We start from the raw sequence: 23,189 nt of genomic DNA on the forward strand, positions 1-23,189 counted from the left end.
ATGACCGACGCTACGCGCTCGCTGCAACTCAACGCCCAGGGCCAATTGCGCCATTTCCTGTCACTCGACGACCTGCCCGCCGAACTCCTCACCGAATTGCTCGATACCGCCGACTCCTTTCTGGAGGTCGGAGCCCGGGCGGTGAAGAAGGTGCCACTGCTGCGCGGCAAGACCGTGTGCAACGTCTTCTTCGAGAATTCGACCCGCACCCGCACCACCTTCGAGCTGGCGGCCAAGCGGCTGTCGGCGGACGTCATCACCCTCAACGTCTCCACCTCTTCCACCAGCAAGGGCGAGACGCTGTTCGACACCCTGCGCAACCTGGAGGCCATGGCCGCCGACATGTTCGTGGTGCGCCACGCCGATTCCGGCGCCGCCCACTTCATCGCCGAGCACGTCTGCCCGGATGTGGCCATCATCAATGGCGGTGACGGGCGCCATGCGCACCCCACCCAGGGCATGCTCGACATGCTGACCATCCGCCGCCACAAGGGCGACTTCGCCAACCTCTCGGTGGCCATCGTCGGCGACATCCTGCACTCCCGGGTCGCCCGCTCCGACATGCTGGCGCTGCGCACCCTGGGCTGCCGCGACATCCGCGTGGTCGCGCCGCGCACTCTGCTGCCGGTCGGCCTCGAAGAGCTCTATGGCGTGCGCACCTGTACCGACCTGGCCGAGGGCCTGGACGGCGTGGACGTAGTGATCATGCTGCGCCTGCAGCGCGAGCGCATGCAGGGTGGCCTGCTGCCCAGCGAAGGAGAGTACTACCGGCTGTTCGGCCTGACCCGCCAGCGCCTGGCCCGCGCCAAGCCCGATGCCATCGTCATGCACCCCGGCCCGATCAACCGCGGCGTGGAGATCGAATCGGCGGTCGCCGATGGCGAGCAGTCGGTCATCCTGAACCAGGTCACCTACGGCATCGCGGTCCGCATGGCGGTGCTGTCGATGACCATGAGCGGGCAGACGGCCCAGCGTCAGCTACAGGAGAATGCGCAGTGAGCCTGAGCATCCGCAATGCCCGGGTGATCGACCCGGCCACCGGTCTCGACCAGATCAGCGATGTCCATGTCGACCAGGGTCGCATCCTGGCCCTCGGTGAAGCGCCCCAGGGCTTTCAGGCCGACGAGCAGCTGGACGCCAGCGGCCTGATCCTGGCCCCCGGCCTGGTCGACCTGGATGTCGCCCTGTGCGAACCGGGCCTGACCCGCAAGGGCAATGTCGACAGCGAGACCCGCGCCGCTGCGGCCGGAGGCGTCACCAGCCTGTGCTGCCCGCCCACCACCCGTCCGGTGCTGGACACCACCGCGGTGGCCGAACTCATCCTCGATCGGGCGCGCACCGCCGATCACGCCCGCGTCTACCCCATCGGCGCCCTGACCAAGGGCCTGGCCGGCGAGCAGCTGTCGGAGCTGATGGCCTTGCGCGACGCCGGTTGCGTCGCCTTTACCAACGGTCTGCAGCCCTTCGAGAATCTGCGGGTACAGCGGCGCGCGCTGGAATATGCCGCCACCTTCAACCTCACTGTGGTCTTTACCGCCCTCGACGCCGATCTGGCCCATGGCGGGCTGGCCCATGAAGGCCCCACCGCCAGCTTCCTGGGGCTCACCGGGATTCCGGAGACGGCGGAGACCATCGCCCTGGCCCGCGACCTGCTGCTGGTGGAGCAGAGCGGCGTACGCGCCCACTTCGGGCAGCTGACCAGTGCTCGCGCGGTGGAGATGATCGCCGCCGCCCAGGCCCGTGGCCTGCCGGTGACCGCCGATGTGGCGCTCTACCAGCTGCTGCTCACCGACGAGGCGCTGCAGGGCTTTTCCAGCCTCTACCACGTCAAGCCGCCGCTGCGTACCGCGCGAGATCGCGACGCCCTGAGAGCCGGGGTGCGAGACGGCGTGATCGGTGCCATCTCCAGCCACCACCAGCCCCATGAGGCGGATGCCAAGCTGGCCCCCTTCGCCGCCACCGAGCCGGGCATCAGCAGTGTCGAACTGCTGCTGCCGCTGGCCCTGACGCTGGTGGAAGACGGCCTGCTGGATCTGCCGACCCTGCTGGCCCGCCTGACCCAGGGTCCGGCCCAGGCCCTGCGCCTCGACGCGGGCCGCCTGGCCAAGGACCTGCCGGCCGACCTGGTGCTGTTCGCCCAGCAGCCGACCGCCCAGGCAGCGACGCCCTGGCTGTCCCGCGGCCGCAACTGCCCCTTCCGGGGCCTCACCCTGGCGGGACGCGTCGAGCGCACCCTGGTGGGTGGCCGCACCACCTACCGGCGTGATGCCTGAATAGCAGAAGGGGCTCCGCGGAGCCCCTTCTGCTTGTCGCCCAACCGAACCTAGCGCACCAGCCGCCGGCGGTTCTCCTCGGAGATCTGCGAGTTGAGCGTCCAGAAGTCGTAGAGCACGCCCAGCAGGAAGAAACCCGCCGTAAAGAAATAGAGGATGGCGGTGATCCACTTGCCCAGGTAGAGGCGATGGACGCCGAAGAGGCCGAGAAAGGTCAGCAGGATCCAGCCGAGGCTGTAGTTGAGGGAGCCGGACTGGAAGCGCAGATCCGCCTCGCGATCCATGGCCGGGATCAGGAACAGATCGATCAGCCAGCCAATACCCAGCAGGCCCAGGGTGCAGAACCAGATCGTGCCGGTGACCGGCTTGCCATAGTAGAAGCGATGGGCGCCGAGAAAACCGAAGATCCACAGCAGATAGCCCATGACCTTGCTGTGGGTGTCCTGATACCGCATGCCTACGACCTCGCGACTTAAGGAAAAGACCCGCCTTACCTACACCCTTACCTTCACCGTGACTTTATGTCGAAAACTGGATGAATGCCCAGGGAGTCTCACTGGTTGGCGCTCAAGGGACCTCACTTTCCGCTAAAAATTACATAATTTCTTGATGAGAGGTGCACAAAATATCCACAGGGTTGGTATAGAATCCCTCGCTTCGATCTTCAGACACCCCTACGACAATGCGTTTATTTCTTCTGACATGGCTCTCCGCCTGTCTTGTACTGCCAGCGGCAGTGCAAGCGAAAGAGAACTCTGCAGCGCGCACTGCCGCTCCGGTCCACAAGGTCGCAGCCCGGCATGTCACCGCCGCTTCAGCTCCCAAGACCGCCGCCCGGCACGCCTCCGCCGCTCCCGCACCCAAGGCCGCCGCTCGCCGCGTCGCGAAGGTGGACCCTACCCAGGCCGCCTCCGCCGCCCGCGCCAAGCACGCCGCCCGCGCCACCAGCGCCCTGCACCGTAAGCAGGCCACCGCCCAGGCTGCCACCCGCAACGTCGGTGCCCAGGTCGCGACCCGCGCCATGGACTTGGTCGGTACGCCCTATCGCTTCGGCGGTACCAATCCGCAGAACGGCCTGGATTGCAGCGGCCTGGTGAACTACGTCTATCGCGACGTACACAACGTCAAGCTGCCGCGTACCTCCCGTGAGCTGTCCCAGCTCAAGGGCCCCAAGGTCGCTCGTGGCGATCTCAAGGCCGGCGACCTGGTGTTCTTCAAGACCGGACAGCGCAGCGGCATCGATCACGTCGCCATCTATCTGGGCAACGATCGTTTCGTCCATGCCCCGCGCAGTGGCGAGAGCGTGCGCGTCGACCACCTGAGCAAGCCCTACTGGACCAAGAGGTTCGCGTCGGCCAAGCGCGTACTGCAGCAGCCCAATACCCTGGCGGCGGAAACCGATCCCGTCGCGGACAAGCCGCGTACCAAGCGCACCCGCAAGTCCTGATCCCGCCCCTCGCTCCGCCGGGTCGCTACCGCCCGGCGGAGTGTCGCTCCACTCGGCGCCGCCCGGCGCAAAGCCATTGAACGACGCTCCGCTTCCTGGATACTGTATGCAATCACAGTCCAGGAGATCTCGATGGAGCTCGCCGACAAGCTGATCATTCTCGCCGATGCCGCCAAGTACGACGTGTCCTGCGCCAGCAGCGGTGCGCCCAAACGCAGCTCGAAGGGCAAGGACGGCCTGGGCTCGACCGATGGCATGGGCATCTGCCACAGCTTCACCCCCGATGGGCGCTGCGTAGCGCTGCTCAAGGTGCTGCTGACCAACTTCTGCCAGTACGACTGCCAGTACTGCGTCAATCGTCGCAGCAGCAACGTGCCGCGGGCGCGCTTCACGCCCGAGGAAGTGGTGCAGCTGACCCTCGACTTCTACCGGCGCAATGTCATCAGCGGATTGTTCCTCAGCTCCGGCATCATCCGCTCCTCCAACTACACCATGGAGCAGATGACCCGGGTGGCCCAACTGTTGCGCGAACAGCACCAGTTCCGCGGCTACATCCACCTCAAGACCATTCCCGACGCCGATCCCGAGATCATCGCCCAGGCGGGTCTCTATGCCGACCGCCTGTCGGTCAACATCGAGCTGCCCACCGAGAGCAGCCTGATCAAGCTGGCGCCGGAAAAGAACGGCAGCAGCATCCGCAAGACCATGGGCAATATCCGCCTGGGCCTGGAGGAAGCCGAGGCCGAAGCCAAGGCACCGCGTTTCGCCCCGGCGGGCCAGAGCACCCAGATGATCGTGGGTGCCGATGCCACCGACGACCGCACCATCCTCGACACCGCCCAGACGCTGTATGGCGCCTATCGCCTCAAGCGCGTCTACTACTCGGCCTTCAGCCCCATTCCGGAAAGCCCCGGCACGGTGCCGCTGCAACCGCCACCCCTGCTGCGCGAGCACCGCCTGTACCAGGCCGACTTCCTCATGCGCGGCTATGGCTTCCAGGCGGAGGAGTTGCCTACCGAAGACGGCCAGCTGCCGCTGGACGTGGACCCCAAGTTGGCCTGGGCGCTGCACAACCGGGCCATCTTCCCGCTGGATCTCAATCGGGCCGACCAGGCGCTGATCGCCCGGGTGCCCGGCATCGGCGTGCTCTCGGCCAAGCGGCTGGTGGAGCTCAGGCGCGAGCGGCGCATCCGTTACGCCGATCTGATCCGCCTGAAATGCAGCGTCGAGAAGGCACGACCCTTCATCATCACCCAGGACTACCGGCCACAGCCGCGCCTGGCCGAGTCCCTCGACCTGCGCCGGCAACTCGCCGAACCGCCCGCTCAGCTCGCCCTGCTCTAGATGCAGAGAGTCGATTTCGACGGCACCTTCGCCGGCTGGCGCAAGGAAGCGCGCCGGTTGCTCCAGGCGGGTATCGCCCCGGCCCAGGTGAGCTGGCAGGAGAGTCGTGGGCTGGGCGATCTGTTCGACGAACCGGTCGAGGCCACGGCACCGCCGCCGAGTGGCGCCATACGCATTCCGCCCCAACTGGCCGAGGCCCTGAACTACGCCGCCTGCTTTCGCAGCGATGATCGCTGGGCTCTGCTCTACCAGGTGCTCTGGCGGGTCGCGCGGGGGGAACGGGCGGCGATGCTGGCCGGTGACGAGGATGGCAGCGAATTGCAGCGCCGGGTCAAGGCGATCCGCCGCGAGATCCACCATGTGCATGCCTTCCTGCGCTTTCGGCCGCGGGCGGAAAGCGCCGGTCCGCCGGCCTGGGTGGCCTGGCACCAGCCGGCCCACGACGTCCTGGCCCTGGCGGCGCCGCATTTCTGCGACCGCATGGGCAACAGCAGCTGGCTGATCGCGACCCCCGAGGCGGCCGCGCTCTGGGACGGCCAGGCGCTGCAACTGGTGGAGCCCTGCCCCGCCGAGCTGCAGCAGCTGGCGCGGCAGACCCCGGAAGACGATGACCGCAACGCCGGCGATGAACTCTGGCGCGCCTATTACCGGAGCACCTTCAATCCGGCGCGGGCCAATCCGCGCACCCTGAGGGGCAACATGCCGGCGCGCTTCTGGAAGGATTTGCCGGAAGGGTCGCTGATCCCGGCGCTGCTCAGCGAAGCCCGCGCCGGCGCCCAGCGCCTGGCCCAGGCCGAGGCAGTGGGTCGCCAGAGCGGTCGCGAGGTATTGATCGCCGCGGAACGTGCGCAGCCGGAGCGACCGCTGCCCACCACCCTTGATGACTGCCGCCGCTGCGAGCTGTGGGAAAAGGCCACCCAGCCGGTGGCCGGCGAAGGCCCGCGCACGGCGCGCATCCTGCTGCTGGGCGAGCAGCCCGGTGATCAGGAAGACCTGGCGGGTCGGCCCTTCGTCGGCCCGGCCGGACAGGTGCTGATGGCGGCGCTGGCCGAGGCCGGCCTCGAGCGCAGCGAGGTGTTCCTGACCAATGCGGTCAAGCACTTCAAGTGGATTCCCCAGGGGCGCAGACGCAAGCACGTCACCCCGGGACCGGAGATCGCCCCCTGCCGCTACTGGCTGGAGCAGGAATTGCGCGACATCCAGCCGACGGTGGTAGTGGCCCTGGGCTCGACTGCCCTGGAAGCCCTGCTCAAGCGCAAGCCCCGGGGTCTGGCGCAATTCATGGGCCGGCCCTTGCGACTGGACGAGCGTTGGATCATCGCCACCTATCACCCCTCCTACATCCTGCGCACCCCGGATGCCGAGCAGCAGGACCAGGCGCGCCAGGCCCTGGTGGCGGCCCTGCGCGAGGCCAGGACCCTGGCAGCCGAAGGCGAAGGCGAAGGCTAGCGGAAGCGCTTGGGCGGATCGTCGCCCATGTCCACCGAGAGATTGCGGGTGGTCTGATTGAGGTGATCGGCATCCGTCTCCGACCCCAGCTTGATCATCAGCCGCAGGTCATTGGCGGAATCGGCGTGGGCCAGGGCCGCTTCGTAGCTGATCTCACCGTCACGATAGAGGCTGTAGAGCGACTGGTCGAAGGTCTGCATGCCCAGTTCGCCGGACTTCTTCATCAGCGCCTTGAGTTCATGCACCTCGCCCTTGCGGATCAGGTCGGCGACCAGCGGGGTGTTGAGCAGCACCTCGATCACCGCGCGCCGCCCCTGGCCGTCGGTGGTGGGCACCAGCTGCTGGGCGACGATGCCCTTGAGGTTGAGCGACAGGTCCATCCAGGTCTGGCCGTGCCGATCGGCCGGAAAGAAGTGAATGATGCGATCCAGCGCCTGGTTGGCGTTGTTGGCGTGCAGGGTGGCCAGGCACAGGTGACCGGTCTCGGCGAAGGCCAGGGCGTGCTCCATGGTGTCGCGGCTACGGATCTCGCCGATCATGATGACGTCCGGTGCCTGGCGCAGGGTGTTCTTCAGCGCCACCTCGAAGGACTCGGTGTCGATGCCCACCTCGCGCTGGGTGACGATGCAGCCCTGGTGCTGGTGGATGTATTCGATGGGGTCCTCGATGGAGATGATGTGCCCCGCCGAGTTCTTGTTGCGGTGGCCGATCATGGCCGCCAGCGAGGTGGACTTGCCGGTGCCGGTGGCGCCGACGAAGATCACCAGGCCACGCTTGGTCATGGCCAGCTTCTTGATGATCTCCGGCAGGCGCAGCTGCTCGACCGTGGGGATGTTGACCTCGATGCGGCGCAGCACCATGCCCACCAGGTTGCGCTGATAGAAGGCGCTGACCCGGAAGCGGCCGATGCCGCGGGCGCTGATGGCGAAGTTGCACTCGCGCTTCTGCTGGAATTCCTGGCGCTGCTCGTCGTTCATCACCCCCAGCACGATGGCTCGGCACTGATCCGGCGTGAGCGAATCCTTGGTGACCGGCGTCATGCGCCCGTTGATCTTCATCGAGGGGGGCACGCCGGTGGTGATGAAGAGGTCGGACGCCCCCTTGTCCACCATCAGCTGCAGGAACCTGTCGAAATCCATCAGAAGTTCTCCGGCGTCTTGGCCTTCTCGCGGGCCGCGTCGCGGCTGATCAATCCCTTGGCCAGCAGCGCCTTGAGGCACATGTCCAGGGTCTGCATGCCCAGGCCGCCCCCGGTCTGGATCGAGGAATACATCTGCGCCACCTTGTCCTCGCGGATCAGGTTACGGATGGCCGGGGTGCCGATCATGATCTCGTGGGCCGCCACCCGGCCGCCGCCGACCTTCTTCAGCAAGGTCTGGGAGACCACCGCCTGCAGGGATTCGGACAGCATGGAGCGCACCATGGACTTTTCTTCCGCCGGAAAGACGTCCACCACCCGGTCGATGGTCTTGGCCGCCGAGGTGGTGTGCAGGGTGCCGAACACCAGGTGCCCGGTCTCGGCCGCGGTCAGCGCCAGGCGGATGGTCTCCAGGTCGCGCAGCTCGCCGACCAGGATGATGTCCGGGTCTTCGCGCAGCGCCGAGCGCAGGGCCTCGGAGAAGCCCAGGGTGTCGCGGTGCACCTCGCGCTGGTTGACCAGGCACTTCTTGGATTCGTGGACGAATTCGATGGGGTCCTCGATGGTGAGGATGTGGTGGTACTTGGTGTTGTTGAGATAGTCGAGCATGGCCGCCAGGGTGGTGGACTTGCCCGAACCGGTGGGCCCGGTCACCAGCACCAGGCCGCGCGGAACGTCGGTGATCTTCTTGAACACCTCGCCCATGCCCAGCTCTTCCATGCTCAGCACCTTGGAAGGGATGGTCCGGAACACCGCGCCGGCGCCACGATTCTGGTTGAAGGCATTGACCCGGAAGCGCGCCACGCCCGGCACCTCGAAGGAGAAGTCGGTCTCCAGGAATTCCTCGAAGTCCTTGCGCTGCTTGTCGTTCATGATGTCGTAGATCAGCGCGTGCACCTGCTTGTGCTCGAAGGCCGGCAGGTTGATGCGGCGCACGTCGCCGTCGACGCGGATCATCGGCGGCAGGCCGGCGGACAGGTGCAGGTCGGAGGCGCCTTGCCGCGCGGAAAAGGCCAGCAATTCGGTGATATCCATGGGACTCCCAGATGTCGAGCAAGCAGGTAGAATGCCGCGCAGCACTGGCGGTCTGACCTGGTCACCGCCACTCACTCATCCGGTACGCCGAGGCCTGCCGGATGCGCCGACGCAAGCAGGGGCTGAATGTCCACGATAGCCGAGAATAGCGCAACCGTACTCGAACGCATCGCCGCCGCCAGCCGGACGGCAGGCCGCGATCCCGCGACTGTCGGCCTGCTGGCGGTGAGCAAGACCAAGCCCGCCGCCGCCTTGCGCGAGGCCGCCGCCGCAGGCCTGCGCGACTTCGGAGAGAACTACCTGCAGGAGGCGCTGGACAAGCAGCCGGCGCTGGCCGACCTGCCACTGGTGTGGCATTTCATCGGCCCCATCCAGTCCAACAAGACCCGCGCCATCGCCTGCCATTTCGACTGGGTGCATTCGGTGGATCGCCTGAAGATCGCCCAGCGCCTGGCCGAACAGCGTCCGCCCGAGCGCGGGCCGCTGAACATCTGCCTGCAGGTCAACGTCAGTGGCGAGGCCAGCAAGTCCGGCTGCCACCCCGACGATCTGCCGGCCCTGGCCGCCGCGGTCAGCCAGTTGCCCAACCTGCGCCTGCGTGGCCTGATGGCCATCCCCGAACCCACCGAGGACCCGGCCAGCCAGCGCGCCGCCTTCGCCCGACTGCGCACCTTGAGCGAGGCCCTGAACCTGGGCCTGGACACCCTGTCCATGGGCATGAGCCAGGATCTGGAAGCCGCCATCGCCGAAGGGGCCACCTGGGTCCGCGTCGGTACCGCCCTCTTTGGCGCCCGTGACTACGGCGCCACCCCTTCAACCTAGGAAGTCTCGATGAAAGACACCCGCATCGCCTTCATCGGCGCCGGCAACATGGCCGGCGCCATCATCGGCGGGCTGCTCGCCCAGGGCATGCCGGCCCGGCAGCTCAGCGCCAGCAATCGCAACCCGGCCAAGCGCGAAGCCCTGGCCCGGGACCATGGCATCCGCGTCGAGGCCAGCAACAGCGCCGTGCTCGCGGATGCCGACGTGGTGGTGCTGGGGGTGAAGCCCCAGGTGATGAGCGAGGTCTGCCAGGAGCTGGCGCCCCATCTGCGCCCGGACCAGCTGATCGTCTCGGTCGCCGCCGGCATCACCTGCGCCAGCCTGACACTCTGGCTGGGCCAGCGCGCCCTGGTACGCTGCATGCCCAACGTGCCTTCGCAGCTGCGCCTGGGTGCCAGCGGCCTGTTCGCCAATGACCAGGTCACTGCCGAACAGCGCGCCCGTGCCCAGGAGATCCTCGCCGCGGTCGGCCTGGCCCTCTGGGTCGAGGAAGAACAGCAGCTGGACGCGGTCACCGCCGTCTCCGGCAGCGGTCCGGCCTATTTCTTCCTGCTGATGGAAGCCATGACCGAGGCCGGCACCAAGCTCGGCCTGCCGGCCGAGGTCGCCCAGCAGCTGACCCTGCACACCGCCCGCGGCGCCGCCGCCATGGCCTGTCAGGGCGACCGCAGCCCCGAACAATTGCGCCGCTCGGTGATGTCCCCCAAGGGCACCACCGAACGCGCCATCGAAACCTTCCAAGCCGGGGCCTTCGCGGACTTGGTGGAAGAAGCCCTCACCGCCGCGGCCGACCGGGCTGCGGAACTGGCCCAGTTGCCGGATCGATAAGGAGTATCCATGTCCGCTTTCGCCCAAGCTCTCGTCTACGTCATCCAGACCCTCGGCAGCCTCTATCTGCTGATCATCCTGCTGCGCTTCATCCTGCAGCTGGTGCGGGCCGACTTCTACAATCCGCTGTCGCAATTCACTGTGCGCGCCACCCAGCCGCTGCTTAAGCCGGTACGACGCATCATCCCCGGCTTCGGCGGCGTCGATCTGGCGGCCCTGGTGCTGGCGATCCTGGTCCAGCTGGCGCTGATGATGGTCGTGGTGGTGCTGCTCGGCGCCAGCATCGGCGGCCTGTTCCCCGCCCTGCTGATCTGGGCGCTGCTGGGCGTGGCGTCGCTGTTCCTCAAGGTGTTCTTCTTCGCCCTGATCGTCAGCGTCATCCTCTCCTGGGTCGCGCCCCAGACCCACAACCCGGCGGCCGAGCTGGTCAACCAGATCTGTGAGCCGTTGCTGGCGCCTTTCCGCCGTATCCTGCCGAGCCTGGGTGGCCTGGATCTGTCGCCGATCTTCGCCTTCATCGTGATCAATCTGCTGGACCGCTTCGTCATCGGCCAGCTGGCTGCGGCCACCGGCATGCCGCAGATTCTCGCCCCCTTCCTCTGACGCACCACTCGCGCACCCGCCACGACCGCCTGCCGCGTCGTGGCGGAGGCGGCATTGACGTCCCGCTGGACGCTGGGGCACCGTCCAGCCTTTGCTGTTCAGGTCAAGGAAGTCCCCTATGGAACGCCTGTTCCGCCACGTCGATGCCTATGCCACGTGGAAAGCCGAACTCGATACCCAATTGGGCCGCTACCGCGACTGGTTGCAGCGTAATCGTCTCGCCTCCCCCGCGCTGGACGCCGCCCTGGCGACCTGCCAGAGCGAACTGCAGGCCGACGGCATCACCCTCGCCTTCGCCGGCGAGTTCTCGCGCGGCAAGACCGAGCTGATCAACGCCCTCTTCTTCGCCGACTACGGCCAGCGCATGCTGCCGTCCCAGGCCGGGCGCACCACCATGTGCCCCACCGAGATCTTCTATGACGCCGCGGCCGACGGTCCCTATCTGCAGCTGCTGCCCATCGACAGCCGCCTGGACGAGCGCAGCCTGACCGCCTGGCGCAAGGCGCCCGAGGCCTGGCAGCGCTTCGCCCTGGACGACCGTCACCCGGACGCCATGGCCGCCCTGCTGGCCAAGGTCACCGAGACCCGCGAGGTGGAAACCGCCGCCGCCGTGCAGCTGGGCTTCGATCCCGAGCAGCTGGAACAACTCGACAGCGACGGCCTGGTCAGCATCCCGGCCTGGCGCCACGCGCTGATCAGCATCGACCATCCGCTGCTGCGCCAGGGCCTGCGCATCCTCGACACCCCCGGCCTCAACGCCCTGGGCGCCGAGCCGGAACTGACCCTGTCGCTGCTGCCCCACGCCCAGGCCGTGCTCTTTCTGATCGGTGCCGACACCGGCGTGACCGCCTCGGATCTCGCGCTCTGGGAGCAGTGCGTCAAGCCCTCGCTGGGCGATGCCCCGGAGCGGCTGTTCGCGGTGATGAACAAGATCGACAGCCTCTGGGACGACCTCGGCGGGGTCGCCCATGTCGCCCAGTCCCTGGAAAACGTCCGCCAGGCCAGCGCCCGGCAACTGGCGCTGCCGGCCGAACACATCCTGCCGCTGTCGGCCAAGCAGGCGCTGCTGGGCAAGGTCCGCGGCGATCTGGAACTGCTCGCGCGCAGCCAGCTGGACAGCCTCGAACAGCTGCTCGCCGAACGCATCGTCGGCGCCCGCGAGCGTCTGTTGCAGCAGCGCATCGTGCAGCAGGCCAGTGGTCTGCTCGGCGCCAGCCGGACGCTTATCGAACAGCGCCTGGAGGCCATTCGCGCCCAGTACGCGCAACTGGCCGACGAGGAACTGCCCGGTGCCGGCCTGGAGTTGCAGACCGCTCGCACGCGCCAGGAGTACGACCTCTACCACCGCCGCCTGCTGGATCTGCGCACCACCCAGAACATGCTGGCCGGGCAGCGCAAGCTGCTGACCGACCTGGTCGCGCCGGAGCGCCTGGACGCCCACCTGGACACCGCCCGCCGGGAATTTCGCACCAGCCTGACCACCGTCGGCATCAACCAGTCCATCACCCGTTTCTTCCGCGTGGTCGAGCATGACCTGCTGGCCCTGGACAACGAGGCGGATCGGGCCAACAAGGTGCTCGGCGCGGTCTACCAGCGGCACAATGTGGAGAATCCGCTGCATCCCCTGGAAGCGCCGCGACTGCGCATCCGCCCCTATGTCCGCGAGCTGCGCCAGCTGCAACTCAAGACCGAGGAGGTGCAGCGCCAGGTCAAGACCCTGCTCACCGAGCAGAGCGCCCTGGGCCGCCGCTTCTTCGCCACCGTCGCCCAGGAGGTCCAGGCGCTGCAGGAAGGCGCCCACGCCCAGGTGCTGCGCTGGAACGACGGCGCCCTGACCCCGCTGGTGCAGCACACCCGCGAGCAGAAGCAGTTGCTGGAAACCAGCATGCTGGCGCTCAAGCAGCTCACCCAGCAGAACCTCAACAGCCAGGAGCAGGTGCGTCGGCTGCAGGTGCACGAGGACGTCCTGCACGGGCAGCTCAGCGAGGTCAGCGACATGCTCAAGCAGATCAACCGGCCGGCACCGTCCCAACGCCACGACAACGTGGTCGCCCTGCCGCTGGCGCGGGTCGGCTAGCCCCACCCGCCACGCGCGGCGCGATCCCTGGCCGCCGCGCCACGCCTGCCCTTGCCGCTCCCGGCGGTGCTCTTTAGACTGGCGAGCCCCGCCCCGGACGAGCCGTCAATGCCCAGCGTCATTCCCGAAGATTCCGTCGGCCTGGTCACCCCCGAGCTGCTGCACTTCAACGAGCCCCTGGCCCTGGCCTGTGGTCGCACCCTGCCGGCCTACGACCTGATGGTCGAGACCTATGGCGAACTCAACGCCAGTCGCAGCAACGCCGTGCTGATCTGCCACGCGCTCTCGGGCCATCACCACGCGGCCGGCTACCACAGCATGGACGACCGCAAGCCGGGCTGGTGGGATAGCTGCATAGGTCCCGGCAAGCCCATCGACACCCGCAAGTTCTTTGTCGTCGCCCTCAACAACCTGGGCGGCTGCAACGGCTCCACCGGCCCCGGCAGTCCGAACCCCGAGACCGGTCGGGCCTATGGCGCGGACTTCCCGGTGCTGACCGTGGAGGACTGGGTCAACAGCCAGGCCCGGCTGGCCGATCGCCTGGGTATCGGGCAGTGGGCGGCGGTGATCGGCGGCAGCCTGGGCGGCATGCAGGCGCTGCAGTGGACCATAAGCTATCCCGAGCGCATCCGCCACTGCCTGGCCATCGCCTCGGCACCCAAGCTGTCGGCGGAAAATATCGCCTTCAACGAGGTGGCGCGCCAGGCCATCCTTTCGGACCCGGATTTCCACGCCGGCCACTTCCAGGAAAAGGGCGTGATCCCCAAGCGCGGCCTGATGCTGGCGCGCATGGTCGGCCACATCACCTACCTGTCCGACGAGGCCATGGGCGAGAAATTCGGTCGCGAACTCAAGACCGACCAGCTCAACTACGACTTCCACAGTGTCGAATTCCAGGTGGAGAGCTACCTGCGCTACCAGGGCGAGGAATTCTCCGGCCGCTTCGACGCCAACACCTACCTGCTGATGACCAAGGCGCTGGACTATTTCGATCCGGCCCATGCCCAGGGCGGCGACCTGGCCAAGACCCTGGCCGGAGTGCAGGCGCGTTTCCTGATCGTCTCCTTCACCACCGACTGGCGCTTTTCGCCGGCGCGCTCCAAGGAGATCGTCAACGCCCTGATGGCCGCGCGCAAGGACGTCAGCTACCTGGAGGTGGACGCCCCCCAGGGCCATGACGCCTTCCTCATCCCCATCCCGCGCTATCTGCAGGCCTTCTCCCACTACATGACCCGCATCGAGGTATAGCTGCCGTGCGCGCCGATCTGGACATCATTCAGGAATGGATCCCCGCCGGCAGCCGGGTCCTCGACCTCGGTTGCGGCACCGGCGAGTTGCTCGCCTGGCTGCGCGATCACAAGCAGGTCACCGGCTACGGCCTGGAGATCGACCCGGACAAGATCGCCGAATGCCTGCTCAAGGACGTCAACGTCATCGAGCAGGATCTCGACGGCGGCCTGGCCAACTTCGCCAGCGACAGCTTCGACGTGGTGGTCATGACTCAGTCGCTGCAGGCCATGCAGTACCCGGATCGCATCCTCCAGGAGATGCTCAGGGTCGGTCGCCAGTGCATCATCACCTTTCCCAATTTCGGTCACTGGCGTTGCCGGCTGTACCTGGGCGGCCGGGGGCGGATGCCGGTCTCGGACTTCCTGCCCTACACCTGGTACAACACACCGAACATCCACTTCTGCACCTTCGAGGACTTCGAACGCCTCTGCCGCGAACAGCGTGCCCAGGTGCTGGATCGTCTCGCCGTGGACCGCCTGCATCGTCATGGCTGGGCCAGCAAGCTGTGGCCAAACCTGCTCGGCGAGATCGGTATCTACCGGGTCAGCGCGCCGCACCTGCACGACCTGCGCGTCGCGATATGACGTAAGGCACGGGCGGCGCAGCCAGCCTGGGCACGGCTTCGCGTACAATACGCCGCCCTTCTCAACGCGACGCGGTGTCTCCCATGTCCGACCTTACCGAACTGGTTCTCGCCAGCCACAACGCCGGCAAGCTCAAGGAACTCCAGGCCATGCTCGGCGACCGGGTGCGGGTGCGCTCGGTGGGCGAATTCAGCCAGGTGGAACCCGAGGAAACCGGGCTGTCCTTTGTCGAGAACGCCATCCTCAAGGCGCGCAACGCGGCGCGGCTGTCCGGTCTGCCGGCCCTGGCCGACGATTCGGGCCTGGCGGTGGATGCCCTCGGCGGTGCTCCCGGCATCTATTCCGCCCGCTACGCCGACGGTAAGGGCGATGCCGCCAACAACGCCAAGCTGCTCGACGTGCTGCGTGACGTCCCCGACGCCGAGCGTACCGGCCAGTTCGTCTGCGTGCTGGCCCTGGTGCGCCACGCCGACGATCCCTTGCCGATCCTCTGCGAGGGCCTCTGGCCCGGGCGCATCCTCCATGCCGCCCAGGGCGAGCATGGCTTCGGCTACGATCCGCTGTTCCAGCCCGATGGCGAAGCGGTCTCCGCGGCCGAACTGGCGCCGGCGGAAAAGAACCAGCGCAGCCATCGCGCCCGCGCCATGGCCCAGCTCAAGCAACGGCTCGGCCTGTGACCCAGGTGTTCGCCCTGCCGCCACTGGCGCTCTACATCCATATCCCCTGGTGCGTGCGCAAGTGCCCCTATTGCGACTTCAACTCCCATGCGGCCGGCCCGACCCTGCCGGAGGCCGAGTATGTCGATGCCCTGCTGGCGGATCTGGACAACGACCTGGCGCACGTCCATGGCCGCCCGCTGACCTCGATCTTCTTCGGCGGCGGCACGCCCAGTCTGTTTTCCGCCGCGGCCCTGGGCCGTCTGCTGGATGGCGTGGCCCGGCGGCTGAGCTTCGCGCCGGATATCGAGATCACCCTGGAGGCCAATCCCGGCAACTTCGAGCAGGCCAAGTTCGTCGCCTACCGCGGGCTGGGCATCAATCGGCTGTCGATCGGCATCCAGAGCTTCCAGGACGCCAAGCTCAAGGCCCTGGGGCGCATCCACGGCCGCGATGAAGCCATTCGCGCCGCCGACCGGGCGCGCGCCGCCGGCTTCGACAATTTCAACCTGGACCTGATGCACGGCCTGCCCGAGCAGAGCGTGGCCGATGCCCTCGGCGATCTGGAGCAGGCCATCGCGCTCGCGCCCACCCACCTGTCCTGGTACCAGCTGACCATGGAGCCCAACACGGTGTTCTGGAGCCAGCCGCCGGAGCTGCCCGAAGACGATATCCTCTGGGACATCCAGGAAGCCGGCCAGGCGCGGCTGGCGGCCGCCGGTTACCACCAGTACGAGACCTCTGCCTATGCCCAGCCCGGGCGCCAGGCGCGGCACAATCTCAACTACTGGGGCTTCGGCGACTTCCTCGGCATCGGCGCCGGCGCCCACGCCAAGCTCAGCGCCCCGGATGGCACCCTGCTGCGCACCTGGAAGACCCGCCTGCCCAAGGACTATCTGGACCCGGCAAAGGCCTTCCAGGCCGGCGCGAAACCCCTGGCGCCAGCCGACCTGCCCTTCGACTTCATGATGAACGCCCTGCGCCTGGTGGACGGGGTGCCCGCCGCCTGGTATCCGCAGCGGACCGGTCAGTCCCTGGACAGCCTGGCGCCCGCACTGGCCGCGGCGCGCCGCGCCGGCCTGCTGGCCGAGGATGAACAGCGGCTGCGCCCCACCGCCCGCGGCCAGCTGTTCCTGAACGACCTCTTGCAATCCTTTCTGCCTGACTGACGAGGAGCTCTGCCTTGGACTTCGTACTCGACCATATCGCCGACCTCTCCCGCTGGAGCCGCAGCCACCTGGACGAGGTGGCCCTGGCGGTCACCGCCACTCTGCTGGTGCTGTTCGGCAGCCAGGTCAACGCCTTCATCCAGGCGCGGCTGGGCAGCCTGCCGACCGCCGTTCGGATACCGGCCTTCGCCCTGGCCTGCCTGGCCATCTATGGCGCCGCCATGACCTTCCTGACCCCCTGGGTGGTCAAGGGCCTGGCGCAGTTCAACAACTATGCCCTGGCCCCGGTGCTGCTGATCGGCGTCTGCCTGCTGGGCGTGCTGGCCGAACGCCGTAGCTAGCGGCAGCGGGCGCGGATACCGTCCAGCAGGCACTCCAGGGATTGCGGGCGACCCAGCAGGAAGCCCTGGAAGGTGTCCACGCCCAGGTCCTTGAGCAATTCGAACTGGGCCTGGGTTTCCACCCCTTCGGCGACGATCTGCATGTCCAGAGCGCGGCACAGGCTGACGATGCCGGCCAGCAACTGCCGGGATCGGTCGTCGGCGTCCACCGCCAGCAGAAAGCTGCGGTCGATCTTGATGGTGTCGAAGGGCAGGCGGTGCAGATAGCCCAGCGACGAATAGCCGGTGCCGAAATCGTCCATCGCCACCCGAAAGCCCTGCTCGCGCAAGGCGGCCAGGCGCCGCTCCGGCGTGCCCTGCTGCAGGAATACCGATTCGGTCACCTCCAGCTCCAGCGCACTGGGCTCGATGCCGAATTCGGCGCAGGCGGCCGCGAGAACCTCGGCCAGTTCATCATCGGCCACCTGCAGCGGCGAGATGTTGACTGCCACCGGGATCTGCAGACCGGCGTCCTGCAGGGCCCGGGCGCAAGCGGCCGCGCGGCGGATCGCCAGCCGCCCGAGGGCCGAGGCCATGCCGTTCTGCTCGGCCAGGGCGACGAAGACGTTGGGCGGCACCGCCCCGACGCCCGGACAGTTCCAGCGCGCCAGCAACTCGGCGCTGACCATGCGCTGGCGGGCATCGAACTTGGGCTGCAGGACGAAGGTGATGAGCTCCGCCTCGATGGCGCCGTGCAGATGGGCCAGCAGGGTCACCTTGCTGCGCGCCTCGCAGGTCAGCTGCGGATCGTAGCAGCGCACCCGGCTCTTGCCGGCCGCCTTGGCCGCGTACATGGCGGCATCGGCATTGCGCAGCAGGGTCTCCACATCCAGTCCCTCTTCGGGCGCCAGACTCAGACCGATGCTGGCCGATACGCGGATATCGTGGCCGGCGATGCACTGCTGCCGGCCCACCGCCTGCACCAGTTGCTCGGCGACCTGACGGGCCTGATCGCGATCGCTCACGTCCAGCAGGGCGACGAACTCATCGCCGCCCCAGCGCGCCAGCACCTCACCGGCCCCCAGCACCTGGCGCAACTCGCGCACCAGGGCGCAGAGCAGTTCGTCACCGGCAGCATGGCCCAGGGAGTCGTTGACCTCCTTGAAGCCGTCCACATCGATGAACAGCACCGCGAGGTTGCCGGTCTCTTCGAGGTCCTGCAGGCGCGTCTCGAAGTCCTGGTAGAAGGAGGTGCGATTGGGCAACTGGGTCAGGGCGTCGCTGAGCGCCATGCGCTCCAGCGCCTGTTCGGTGCGCTTGCGCTCGGTGATGTCCCTCAGACTGGCGACCACGTAGCCTTCGCGATCCGCCTCGCCGGCGAAGCGACTCAGACTGATCTCCACCGGCGTGATCCGCTTGGCGGAGACGTGGAACTGGGCTTCGCACAGGGCATAGCCGTCGCGCTCGAAGGTGCGGATGGCCGCCTCGGGCAACTTGATGTAGTGCGACAGGTACTGGCCGCTGACACTGCGCTCCGCACTGAGCATCAGGGCGCGCAGGGCGTCATTGGCTTCGATGATCTGCCCGCTTTCGGTCAGCACGGCCATGGCGTCGCGGCAGAGGGCGAAGGCTGAAGCGATGAGGTGCAGCGAGCGCTCGGTGCGCTGGCGAGCGCTACGCTCGACTTCGAGCCAGCGGCGTACGGCGTGCAACTCGGCCGTCGGCGAATCGGGACGGACCAGATCCCTCATGGAATCCGCCGCTCACGAAGGGCGGCACGGGACCGGTTGGCGTTCTTGAAGAGGACTGACATCCAGGTGTCTCTGTGAATTCGACTGCAACCGCCATCACAGCAGGGCAATTGGCCATCATGCCAATTGCCCGTCGGCAGCTCAAGATCGATTCGTCAGAGATACACGGTCAGCTCTGGCGTTCGAACTTGAGATCCCAGACGCCATGCCCCAGGCGCTCGCCACGGCGTTCGAACTTGGTGATGGGTCTTTCCTCGGGGCGCGGCACATAGCCCGAGGCGTCGCCGAGGTTACGGTAACCCGGGGCGGCGTTCATGATCTCGAGCATGTGTTCGGCATAGGCCTGCCAGTCGGTGGCCATGTGCAGCACCCCGCCGACCCTGAGCTTCTGCCGGACCAGTTCGGCGAAGGCCGGCTGGACGATACGGCGCTTGTGGTGACGGCTCTTGTGCCAGGGATCGGGAAAGAACAGCAGCACCCGGTCCAGACTGGCATCGGCCACGCACTGCCGCAGCACCTCGAGGGCATCGCAGCTGTAGACCCGCAGATTGGTCAGGCCCTGGGTCATGGCGCCATTGAGCAGCGCGCCCACGCCCGGGCGATGCACCTCGACGCCGATGAAATCCTGCTCGGGCGCGGCGGCGGCCATTTCCAGGGTGGAATGGCCCATGCCGAAACCGATCTCGAAGGTACGTGGCGCCTGGCGCCCGAACACCTGGTCGAAATCCTGCAGGCCGTCGGTCAGCTCCAGACCGAAGCGTGGCCAACCCTGGTCGAGACCGCGTTGCTGGCCTTCGGTCATGCGGCCGGCGCGCATCACGAAGCTCTTGATGGTGCGCCGGGGGCGGTCGGGGGTCTGGTCGTCTTGATGATCGGTCATGGCGTTATCGATAGTGGGAAAAAGAGACGCCCGGCAGAGGCCGGGCGCGTGATGGAGGGCGCCAGGTCCTAGTTGACCAGGCCGTCCAGCGGCGAGGAGGCCGTGGCATAGAGCTTGCGCGGCATGCGCCCGGCCAGATAGGCCAGGCGACCGGCGACGATGGCGTGCTTCATGGCTTCGGCCATCAGCACCGGCTCGCGGGCATGGGCGATGGCGCTGTTCATCAGCACCGCTTCGCAACCCAGTTCCATGGCGATGGTGGCGTCTGAGGCGGTACCCACCCCGGCATCCACCAGCACCGGCACCTTGGCCTCTTCGAGGATGATGCGCAGGTTGTAGGGATTGCAGATGCCCAGGCCCGAGCCGATCAGACCGGCCAGCGGCATGACGGCGATACAGCCGATGGCCTCCAGCTGGCGGGCGACGATGGGATCGTCACTGGTGTAGACCATGACGTCGAAGCCATCGGCGACCAGCGTCTCGGCAGCCTTGAGCGTCTCGATGACGTTGGGGAACAGGGTCTTCTGGTCGGCCAGGACTTCCAGCTTGACCAGGTTGTGACCGTCGAGCAGCTCGCGCGCCAGGCGGCAGGTGCGCACCGCTTCCACCGCGTCATAGCAGCCGGCGGTGTTCGGCAGGATGGTGTAGCGCTCGGGTGATATCACGTCGAGCAGATTGGGTTCGCCGGGCGTCTGGCCGATGTTGGTGCGACGCACCGCCACGGTGACGATCTCGGCACCGGAGGCCTCGATGGCCACGCGGGTCTCTTCGAGATCGCGGTACTTGCCGGTCCCGACCAGCAGACGCGACTCATAGGTGCGCCCGGCCAGGGTAAAGGGAGTGTCTTTCATCTGGATTCCTCTTGCGCGGCTAGCCGCCGCCGATGGCGTGGACCACTTCCAGCCGGTCGCCGTCCACCAGGGCGGTGGTGGCGTGCTGGCTGCGCGGCACGATGTCGAGGTTGCGTTCCACCGCTACCCGCCGCCCGGTCAGGTCGAGACGCACGAGCAGGTCGGCGACGGTGGCGCCGTCCGGCAATTCAAGGGATTCGCCGTTCAACAGAATCTGCATGGCAAAGGCATCGTCACGGGGTGAGCCGGCATTCTACGCCGGTCGGGCGTGCATTGCAGCGGCGCTGGGCCGGGAACGACGGCCAGTGCGCGGTCAGAGACTGCTCAGGCGCCAGGCGAGGATGGCCAGGCACGCCCAGCCGGCGAGAAAGCACAGCCCGCCGAAGGGAGTGATGATGCCCAGCCGCGCGATGCCGGTCAGCGTCAGCAGATAGAGGCTGCCGGAAAACAGCAGGATGCCGGCGATGAAAAAGCCACCGGCCCAGGCCACCAGGCGCCCCTGGAAGTGCAGCGACAAGAGGGCGACGCCAAACAGCGCCAGGGCATGGATGAGCTGATAGAGGACGCCGGTCTGGAACACGGCCAGGTAGTCGGCGGTCAGTCGGCCCTTGAGTCCATGGGCGGCGAAGGCGCCGAGTCCGACACCGGTGAAGCCGGCCAGGGCCGCGAACAGCAGGAAGAGACGCAACATGGGTTTTACCGGGCGATGGAAGAGAAGCGCTGGTTATAATGGCCCGCTAACCGCCAAAGACCAAGCCGATGCTGCTCACCCTCCTCCGCCGTCTCCTGCGTATCGCCCTCTGGTTCGCCGTCCTCAGCGCCGCTCTGGTGCTGATCCTGCGCTGGGTGCCGCCGCCGGGCAGCATGCTGATGGTGGAGCGCAAGGTCGAGTCCTGGATCGACGGCAAGCCCATCGATCTGCAGCGCGACTGGCGACCCTGGAAGGAGCTGCCGGACGATCTCAAGATGGCGGTGATCGCCGGTGAAGACCAGCACTTCGCCGAGCACTGGGGCTTCGACATGGCGGCGATCCGCCAGGCCTTCAGCCACAACGAAGCCGGTGGTTCCCTGCGCGGCGCCAGCACCATCAGCCAGCAGACCGCCAAGAACCTCTTTCTATGGAGCGGCCGCAGCTATCTGCGCAAGGCCTTCGAAGCCTGGTTCACCGTGCTGCTGGAAACCTTCTGGTCCAAGCAGCGCATCCTCGAGGTCTATCTCAACAGCGTGGAATGGGACGACGGCGTGTTCGGCGCCGAGGCAGCGGCCCGTCACCATTTCGGCATAGGCGCGCCCTACCTCTCCGACCGCCAGGCCAGCCTGCTGGCCGCCGTGCTGCCCAATCCCCGCGAATGGAGCCCGAGTCGCCCCAGCGCCTACGTCGCCGAACGCGCCGCCTGGATCCGCCAGCAGGAACGACAGCTGGGCGGTAGCGACTATCTCAGGCAGATGACCGGGCGGTAGCCAGGCAACTGGAAAACGCTGCGCGGTTTTCCACTCTACCGACTCAAGTTGATTGATGCGGTCGTGCCTTGATGCTCCATCGCGGCCATGGGCCGCTCCTACAGAAGCATCACACCCTGTAGGAGCGGCCCATGGCCGCGATACGCTGGGTCCCGTCCACAACAGGGTAAGGATTTTCGGACATGAAAAAAACGCACCCGGAGGTGCGGTTTTTGGTCAGCGACCGGATCAGGCGGCGATATTGCCCTTGAGCTTGTTCATCGCGTTCTTTTCCAGCTGACGGATACGCTCCGCCGAGACGTTGTACTTGGCCGCCAGCTCGTGCAGCGTCGCCTTTTCCTCGGCCAGCCAACGCTGGTAGAGGATGTCGCGGCTGCGGTCATCCAGATGCTCCAGGGCCTCGTGCAGATTGGCCGTGGAACTGTCGGTCCAGTCGGCTTCCTCCAGCTGACGCGCCGGATCGTAACGGCTGTCTTCCAGATACTGGGCCGGCGACTGATAGGCCGCATCGTCATCGGCATCGCTGGCCGGGTCGAAGGCCATGTCATGCCCGGTCAGACGACTTTCCATCTCACGCACTTCCCTTGGTTCGACACCCAGGGTTTCGGCCACGCGATGGACCTCGTCGTTGTTCAGCCAGGCCAGTCGTTTCTTCTGACTGCGCAGGTTGAAGAACAACTTGCGCTGCGCCTTGGTGGTGGCGACCTTGACGATGCGCCAGTTGCGCAGGATGAATTCGTGGATTTCGGCCTTGATCCAGTGCACGGCAAAGGACACCAGGCGTACGCCCATTTCGGGATTGAAGCGCTTCACGGCCTTCATCAGGCCGACATTGCCTTCCTGGACCAGGTCGGCCTGGGCCAGACCATAGCCGGAATAGCTCTTGGCGATATGCACCACGAAACGCAGATGCGCGAGCACCAACTGCCGGGCGGCCTCGACGTCTTCCTTGTAGAAGAGGCGCTCGGCCAGTTCACGCTCCCGCTCCGGCGTGAGCAGCGGAATGCTGTTCACCGAATGCACATAGGCTTCCAGGCTGGCGCCGGGAACCAATGTAGGAACAGGTTGCAACGAAGTGGTCATGCGAATCCTCCGATTCACTAAGCACTGGGCAGTCTAACACTGATTTTTTGGACAGCGCCAGACTAGCCGAGGTTCCCTTAACCCCAGCTGAAAACCACCGTGAAATGCTTGTGCCATCAGGGGTTTAG

General features: G+C 66.9%; 24 protein-coding genes. 15 read left to right on the forward strand and 9 right to left on the reverse strand.

The annotated features are described in order from the left end of the window. Together BGI51_RS03820 and BGI51_RS03825 are read left to right on the forward strand one after the other, a co-directional pair. The gene (locus BGI51_RS03820; protein ID WP_133861452.1) at positions 1-999 is read left to right on the forward strand and encodes an aspartate carbamoyltransferase catalytic subunit; all 999 of its coding nucleotides are present in this window, start codon (positions 1-3) and stop codon (positions 997-999) included. Beyond that, entirely contained in the window at positions 996-2,273 is a 1,278-nt protein-coding gene (locus BGI51_RS03825) for a dihydroorotase (protein ID WP_187980362.1), read from the forward strand. Before BGI51_RS03820 ends, BGI51_RS03825 begins: the two co-directional genes overlap by 4 nt. Before the next feature lie 50 nt (positions 2,274-2,323). On the opposite strand, the gene BGI51_RS03830 is transcribed toward BGI51_RS03825, so the two are convergent. Next, positions 2,324-2,728 (reverse strand): NINE protein, encoded by a 405-nt coding sequence (locus tag BGI51_RS03830; RefSeq protein ID WP_133861454.1) that lies wholly within the window; start codon positions 2,726-2,728, stop codon positions 2,324-2,326. Between the two features lie 434 nt (positions 2,729-3,162). Between BGI51_RS03830 and BGI51_RS03835 the strand changes: the two genes are divergently transcribed. From BGI51_RS03835 to BGI51_RS03845, 3 genes are all read left to right on the forward strand, one after another. Next, positions 3,163-3,720 carry a C40 family peptidase gene (locus BGI51_RS03835; protein WP_133861455.1) on the forward strand — a complete coding sequence of 186 codons (558 nt, stop codon included), beginning with the start codon at positions 3,163-3,165 and terminating at the stop codon, positions 3,718-3,720. Positions 3,721-3,852: 132 nt separating this feature from the next. Next, the gene (locus BGI51_RS03840; RefSeq protein ID WP_017640984.1) at positions 3,853-5,064 is read left to right on the forward strand and encodes a putative DNA modification/repair radical SAM protein; all 1,212 of its coding nucleotides are present in this window, start codon (positions 3,853-3,855) and stop codon (positions 5,062-5,064) included. Continuing rightward, positions 5,065-6,513: a UdgX family uracil-DNA binding protein gene (locus BGI51_RS03845; RefSeq protein ID WP_187980363.1), complete on the forward strand. Its 1,449-nt coding sequence runs from the start codon at positions 5,065-5,067 to the stop codon at positions 6,511-6,513. Here the strand turns inward: BGI51_RS03845 and BGI51_RS03850 are convergent. Together BGI51_RS03850 and pilT are read right to left on the reverse strand one after the other, a co-directional pair. After that, positions 6,510-7,652 carry a PilT/PilU family type 4a pilus ATPase gene (locus tag BGI51_RS03850; protein ID WP_133861457.1) on the reverse strand — a complete coding sequence of 381 codons (1,143 nt, stop codon included), beginning with the start codon at positions 7,650-7,652 and terminating at the stop codon, positions 6,510-6,512. The two genes, BGI51_RS03845 and BGI51_RS03850, sit on opposite strands and share 4 nt — an antisense overlap. Continuing rightward, positions 7,652-8,686 (reverse strand): type IV pilus twitching motility protein PilT, encoded by a 1,035-nt coding sequence (gene pilT, locus BGI51_RS03855; protein ID WP_007161666.1) that lies wholly within the window; start codon positions 8,684-8,686, stop codon positions 7,652-7,654. The genes BGI51_RS03850 and pilT overlap by 1 nt, the downstream gene beginning before the upstream one ends. 126 nt (positions 8,687-8,812) lie before the next feature. Between pilT and BGI51_RS03860 the strand changes: the two genes are divergently transcribed. From BGI51_RS03860 to BGI51_RS03900, 9 genes are all read left to right on the forward strand, one after another. After that, positions 8,813-9,508: a YggS family pyridoxal phosphate-dependent enzyme gene (locus tag BGI51_RS03860; RefSeq protein ID WP_187980364.1), complete on the forward strand. Its 696-nt coding sequence runs from the start codon at positions 8,813-8,815 to the stop codon at positions 9,506-9,508. Positions 9,509-9,517: 9 nt separating this feature from the next. Next, complete coding sequence (proC, locus tag BGI51_RS03865; protein ID WP_133861459.1) at positions 9,518-10,336, forward strand: pyrroline-5-carboxylate reductase; 819 nt, start codon at positions 9,518-9,520, stop codon at positions 10,334-10,336. A gap of 9 nt (positions 10,337-10,345) precedes the next feature. Further along, positions 10,346-10,939: a YggT family protein gene (locus tag BGI51_RS03870; RefSeq protein WP_017640989.1), complete on the forward strand. Its 594-nt coding sequence runs from the start codon at positions 10,346-10,348 to the stop codon at positions 10,937-10,939. Between the two features lie 118 nt (positions 10,940-11,057). Beyond that, complete coding sequence (locus BGI51_RS03875) at positions 11,058-13,016, forward strand: dynamin family protein (RefSeq protein ID WP_133861460.1); 1,959 nt, start codon at positions 11,058-11,060, stop codon at positions 13,014-13,016. 108 nt (positions 13,017-13,124) lie between these two features. Continuing rightward, positions 13,125-14,264, forward strand: coding sequence for a homoserine O-succinyltransferase MetX (gene metX, locus BGI51_RS03880; protein WP_187980365.1), 1,140 nt, complete (start codon positions 13,125-13,127; stop codon positions 14,262-14,264). A 5-nt stretch (positions 14,265-14,269) separates the two neighbouring features. Then, entirely contained in the window at positions 14,270-14,890 is a 621-nt protein-coding gene (metW, locus tag BGI51_RS03885; protein ID WP_133861462.1) for a methionine biosynthesis protein MetW, read from the forward strand. 83 nt (positions 14,891-14,973) lie between these two features. Beyond that, positions 14,974-15,567, forward strand: coding sequence for an RdgB/HAM1 family non-canonical purine NTP pyrophosphatase (gene rdgB / locus BGI51_RS03890; protein ID WP_133861463.1), 594 nt, complete (start codon positions 14,974-14,976; stop codon positions 15,565-15,567). Next, complete coding sequence (hemW, locus tag BGI51_RS03895; protein WP_187980366.1) at positions 15,564-16,715, forward strand: radical SAM family heme chaperone HemW; 1,152 nt, start codon at positions 15,564-15,566, stop codon at positions 16,713-16,715. The genes rdgB and hemW overlap by 4 nt, the downstream gene beginning before the upstream one ends. A 14-nt stretch (positions 16,716-16,729) precedes the next feature. After that, complete coding sequence (locus BGI51_RS03900) at positions 16,730-17,056, forward strand: DUF3392 family protein (RefSeq protein ID WP_133861465.1); 327 nt, start codon at positions 16,730-16,732, stop codon at positions 17,054-17,056. On the opposite strand, the gene BGI51_RS03905 is transcribed toward BGI51_RS03900, so the two are convergent. The 5 genes from BGI51_RS03905 to BGI51_RS03925 form a co-directional block, all read right to left on the reverse strand. Further along, complete coding sequence (locus tag BGI51_RS03905; protein WP_133861466.1) at positions 17,053-18,786, reverse strand: putative bifunctional diguanylate cyclase/phosphodiesterase; 1,734 nt, start codon at positions 18,784-18,786, stop codon at positions 17,053-17,055. The two genes, BGI51_RS03900 and BGI51_RS03905, sit on opposite strands and share 4 nt — an antisense overlap. A gap of 169 nt (positions 18,787-18,955) precedes the next feature. Further along, complete coding sequence (gene trmB, locus BGI51_RS03910) at positions 18,956-19,666, reverse strand: tRNA (guanosine(46)-N7)-methyltransferase TrmB (protein WP_187980367.1); 711 nt, start codon at positions 19,664-19,666, stop codon at positions 18,956-18,958. A 68-nt stretch (positions 19,667-19,734) separates the two neighbouring features. Then, the gene (locus BGI51_RS03915; protein ID WP_133861468.1) at positions 19,735-20,517 is read right to left on the reverse strand and encodes a thiazole synthase; all 783 of its coding nucleotides are present in this window, start codon (positions 20,515-20,517) and stop codon (positions 19,735-19,737) included. A 19-nt stretch (positions 20,518-20,536) separates the two neighbouring features. Next, the gene (gene thiS / locus BGI51_RS03920; RefSeq protein ID WP_017640999.1) at positions 20,537-20,737 is read right to left on the reverse strand and encodes a sulfur carrier protein ThiS; all 201 of its coding nucleotides are present in this window, start codon (positions 20,735-20,737) and stop codon (positions 20,537-20,539) included. A gap of 93 nt (positions 20,738-20,830) precedes the next feature. Further along, a complete protein-coding gene (locus BGI51_RS03925; RefSeq protein ID WP_133861469.1) occupies positions 20,831-21,208 on the reverse strand; it encodes a DUF423 domain-containing protein in 378 nt (125 codons plus the stop codon). A gap of 68 nt (positions 21,209-21,276) precedes the next feature. Here BGI51_RS03925 and mtgA point away from each other — a divergent pair, with 68 nt between their 5' ends. Then, on the forward strand, positions 21,277-21,978 hold the full coding sequence (mtgA, locus tag BGI51_RS03930; RefSeq protein WP_133861470.1) for a monofunctional biosynthetic peptidoglycan transglycosylase: 702 nt from the start codon (positions 21,277-21,279) through the stop codon (positions 21,976-21,978). Between the two features lie 228 nt (positions 21,979-22,206). Here the strand turns inward: mtgA and rpoH are convergent, their stop codons facing one another. After that, positions 22,207-23,061, reverse strand: coding sequence for an RNA polymerase sigma factor RpoH (rpoH, locus tag BGI51_RS03935; protein ID WP_064309252.1), 855 nt, complete (start codon positions 23,059-23,061; stop codon positions 22,207-22,209). Positions 23,062-23,189: the final 128 nt, after the last annotated feature.

Origin of the sequence: Pseudomonas oryzihabitans (assembly GCF_014522265.1) — a bacterium.
Lineage (GTDB): Bacteria > Pseudomonadota > Gammaproteobacteria > Pseudomonadales > Pseudomonadaceae > Chryseomonas > Chryseomonas aestiva.

Excerpts from the sequence above, each read along its gene's own strand:
- BGI51_RS03820 (WP_133861452.1), top strand. The coding sequence starts at position 1 with ATGACCGACGCTACGCGCTCGCTGCAACTCAACGCCCAGGGCCAATTG.
- BGI51_RS03830 (WP_133861454.1), bottom strand. The coding sequence starts at position 2,728 with ATGCGGTATCAGGACACCCACAGCAAGGTCATGGGCTATCTGCTGTGG.
- BGI51_RS03840 (WP_017640984.1), top strand. The coding sequence starts at position 3,853 with ATGGAGCTCGCCGACAAGCTGATCATTCTCGCCGATGCCGCCAAGTAC.
- BGI51_RS03845 (WP_187980363.1), top strand. The coding sequence starts at position 5,065 with ATGCAGAGAGTCGATTTCGACGGCACCTTCGCCGGCTGGCGCAAGGAA.
- BGI51_RS03850 (WP_133861457.1), bottom strand. The coding sequence starts at position 7,652 with ATGGATTTCGACAGGTTCCTGCAGCTGATGGTGGACAAGGGGGCGTCC.
- pilT (WP_007161666.1), bottom strand. The coding sequence starts at position 8,686 with ATGGATATCACCGAATTGCTGGCCTTTTCCGCGCGGCAAGGCGCCTCC.
- BGI51_RS03860 (WP_187980364.1), top strand. The coding sequence starts at position 8,813 with ATGTCCACGATAGCCGAGAATAGCGCAACCGTACTCGAACGCATCGCC.
- proC (WP_133861459.1), top strand. The coding sequence starts at position 9,518 with ATGAAAGACACCCGCATCGCCTTCATCGGCGCCGGCAACATGGCCGGC.
- BGI51_RS03870 (WP_017640989.1), top strand. The coding sequence starts at position 10,346 with ATGTCCGCTTTCGCCCAAGCTCTCGTCTACGTCATCCAGACCCTCGGC.
- BGI51_RS03875 (WP_133861460.1), top strand. The coding sequence starts at position 11,058 with ATGGAACGCCTGTTCCGCCACGTCGATGCCTATGCCACGTGGAAAGCC.
- metX (WP_187980365.1), top strand. The coding sequence starts at position 13,125 with ATGCCCAGCGTCATTCCCGAAGATTCCGTCGGCCTGGTCACCCCCGAG.
- rdgB (WP_133861463.1), top strand. The coding sequence starts at position 14,974 with ATGTCCGACCTTACCGAACTGGTTCTCGCCAGCCACAACGCCGGCAAG.
- BGI51_RS03905 (WP_133861466.1), bottom strand. The coding sequence starts at position 18,786 with ATGAGGGATCTGGTCCGTCCCGATTCGCCGACGGCCGAGTTGCACGCC.
- trmB (WP_187980367.1), bottom strand. The coding sequence starts at position 19,666 with ATGACCGATCATCAAGACGACCAGACCCCCGACCGCCCCCGGCGCACC.
- BGI51_RS03915 (WP_133861468.1), bottom strand. The coding sequence starts at position 20,517 with ATGAAAGACACTCCCTTTACCCTGGCCGGGCGCACCTATGAGTCGCGT.
- thiS (WP_017640999.1), bottom strand. The coding sequence starts at position 20,737 with ATGCAGATTCTGTTGAACGGCGAATCCCTTGAATTGCCGGACGGCGCC.
- BGI51_RS03925 (WP_133861469.1), bottom strand. The coding sequence starts at position 21,208 with ATGTTGCGTCTCTTCCTGCTGTTCGCGGCCCTGGCCGGCTTCACCGGT.
- mtgA (WP_133861470.1), top strand. The coding sequence starts at position 21,277 with ATGCTGCTCACCCTCCTCCGCCGTCTCCTGCGTATCGCCCTCTGGTTC.
- rpoH (WP_064309252.1), bottom strand. The coding sequence starts at position 23,061 with ATGACCACTTCGTTGCAACCTGTTCCTACATTGGTTCCCGGCGCCAGC.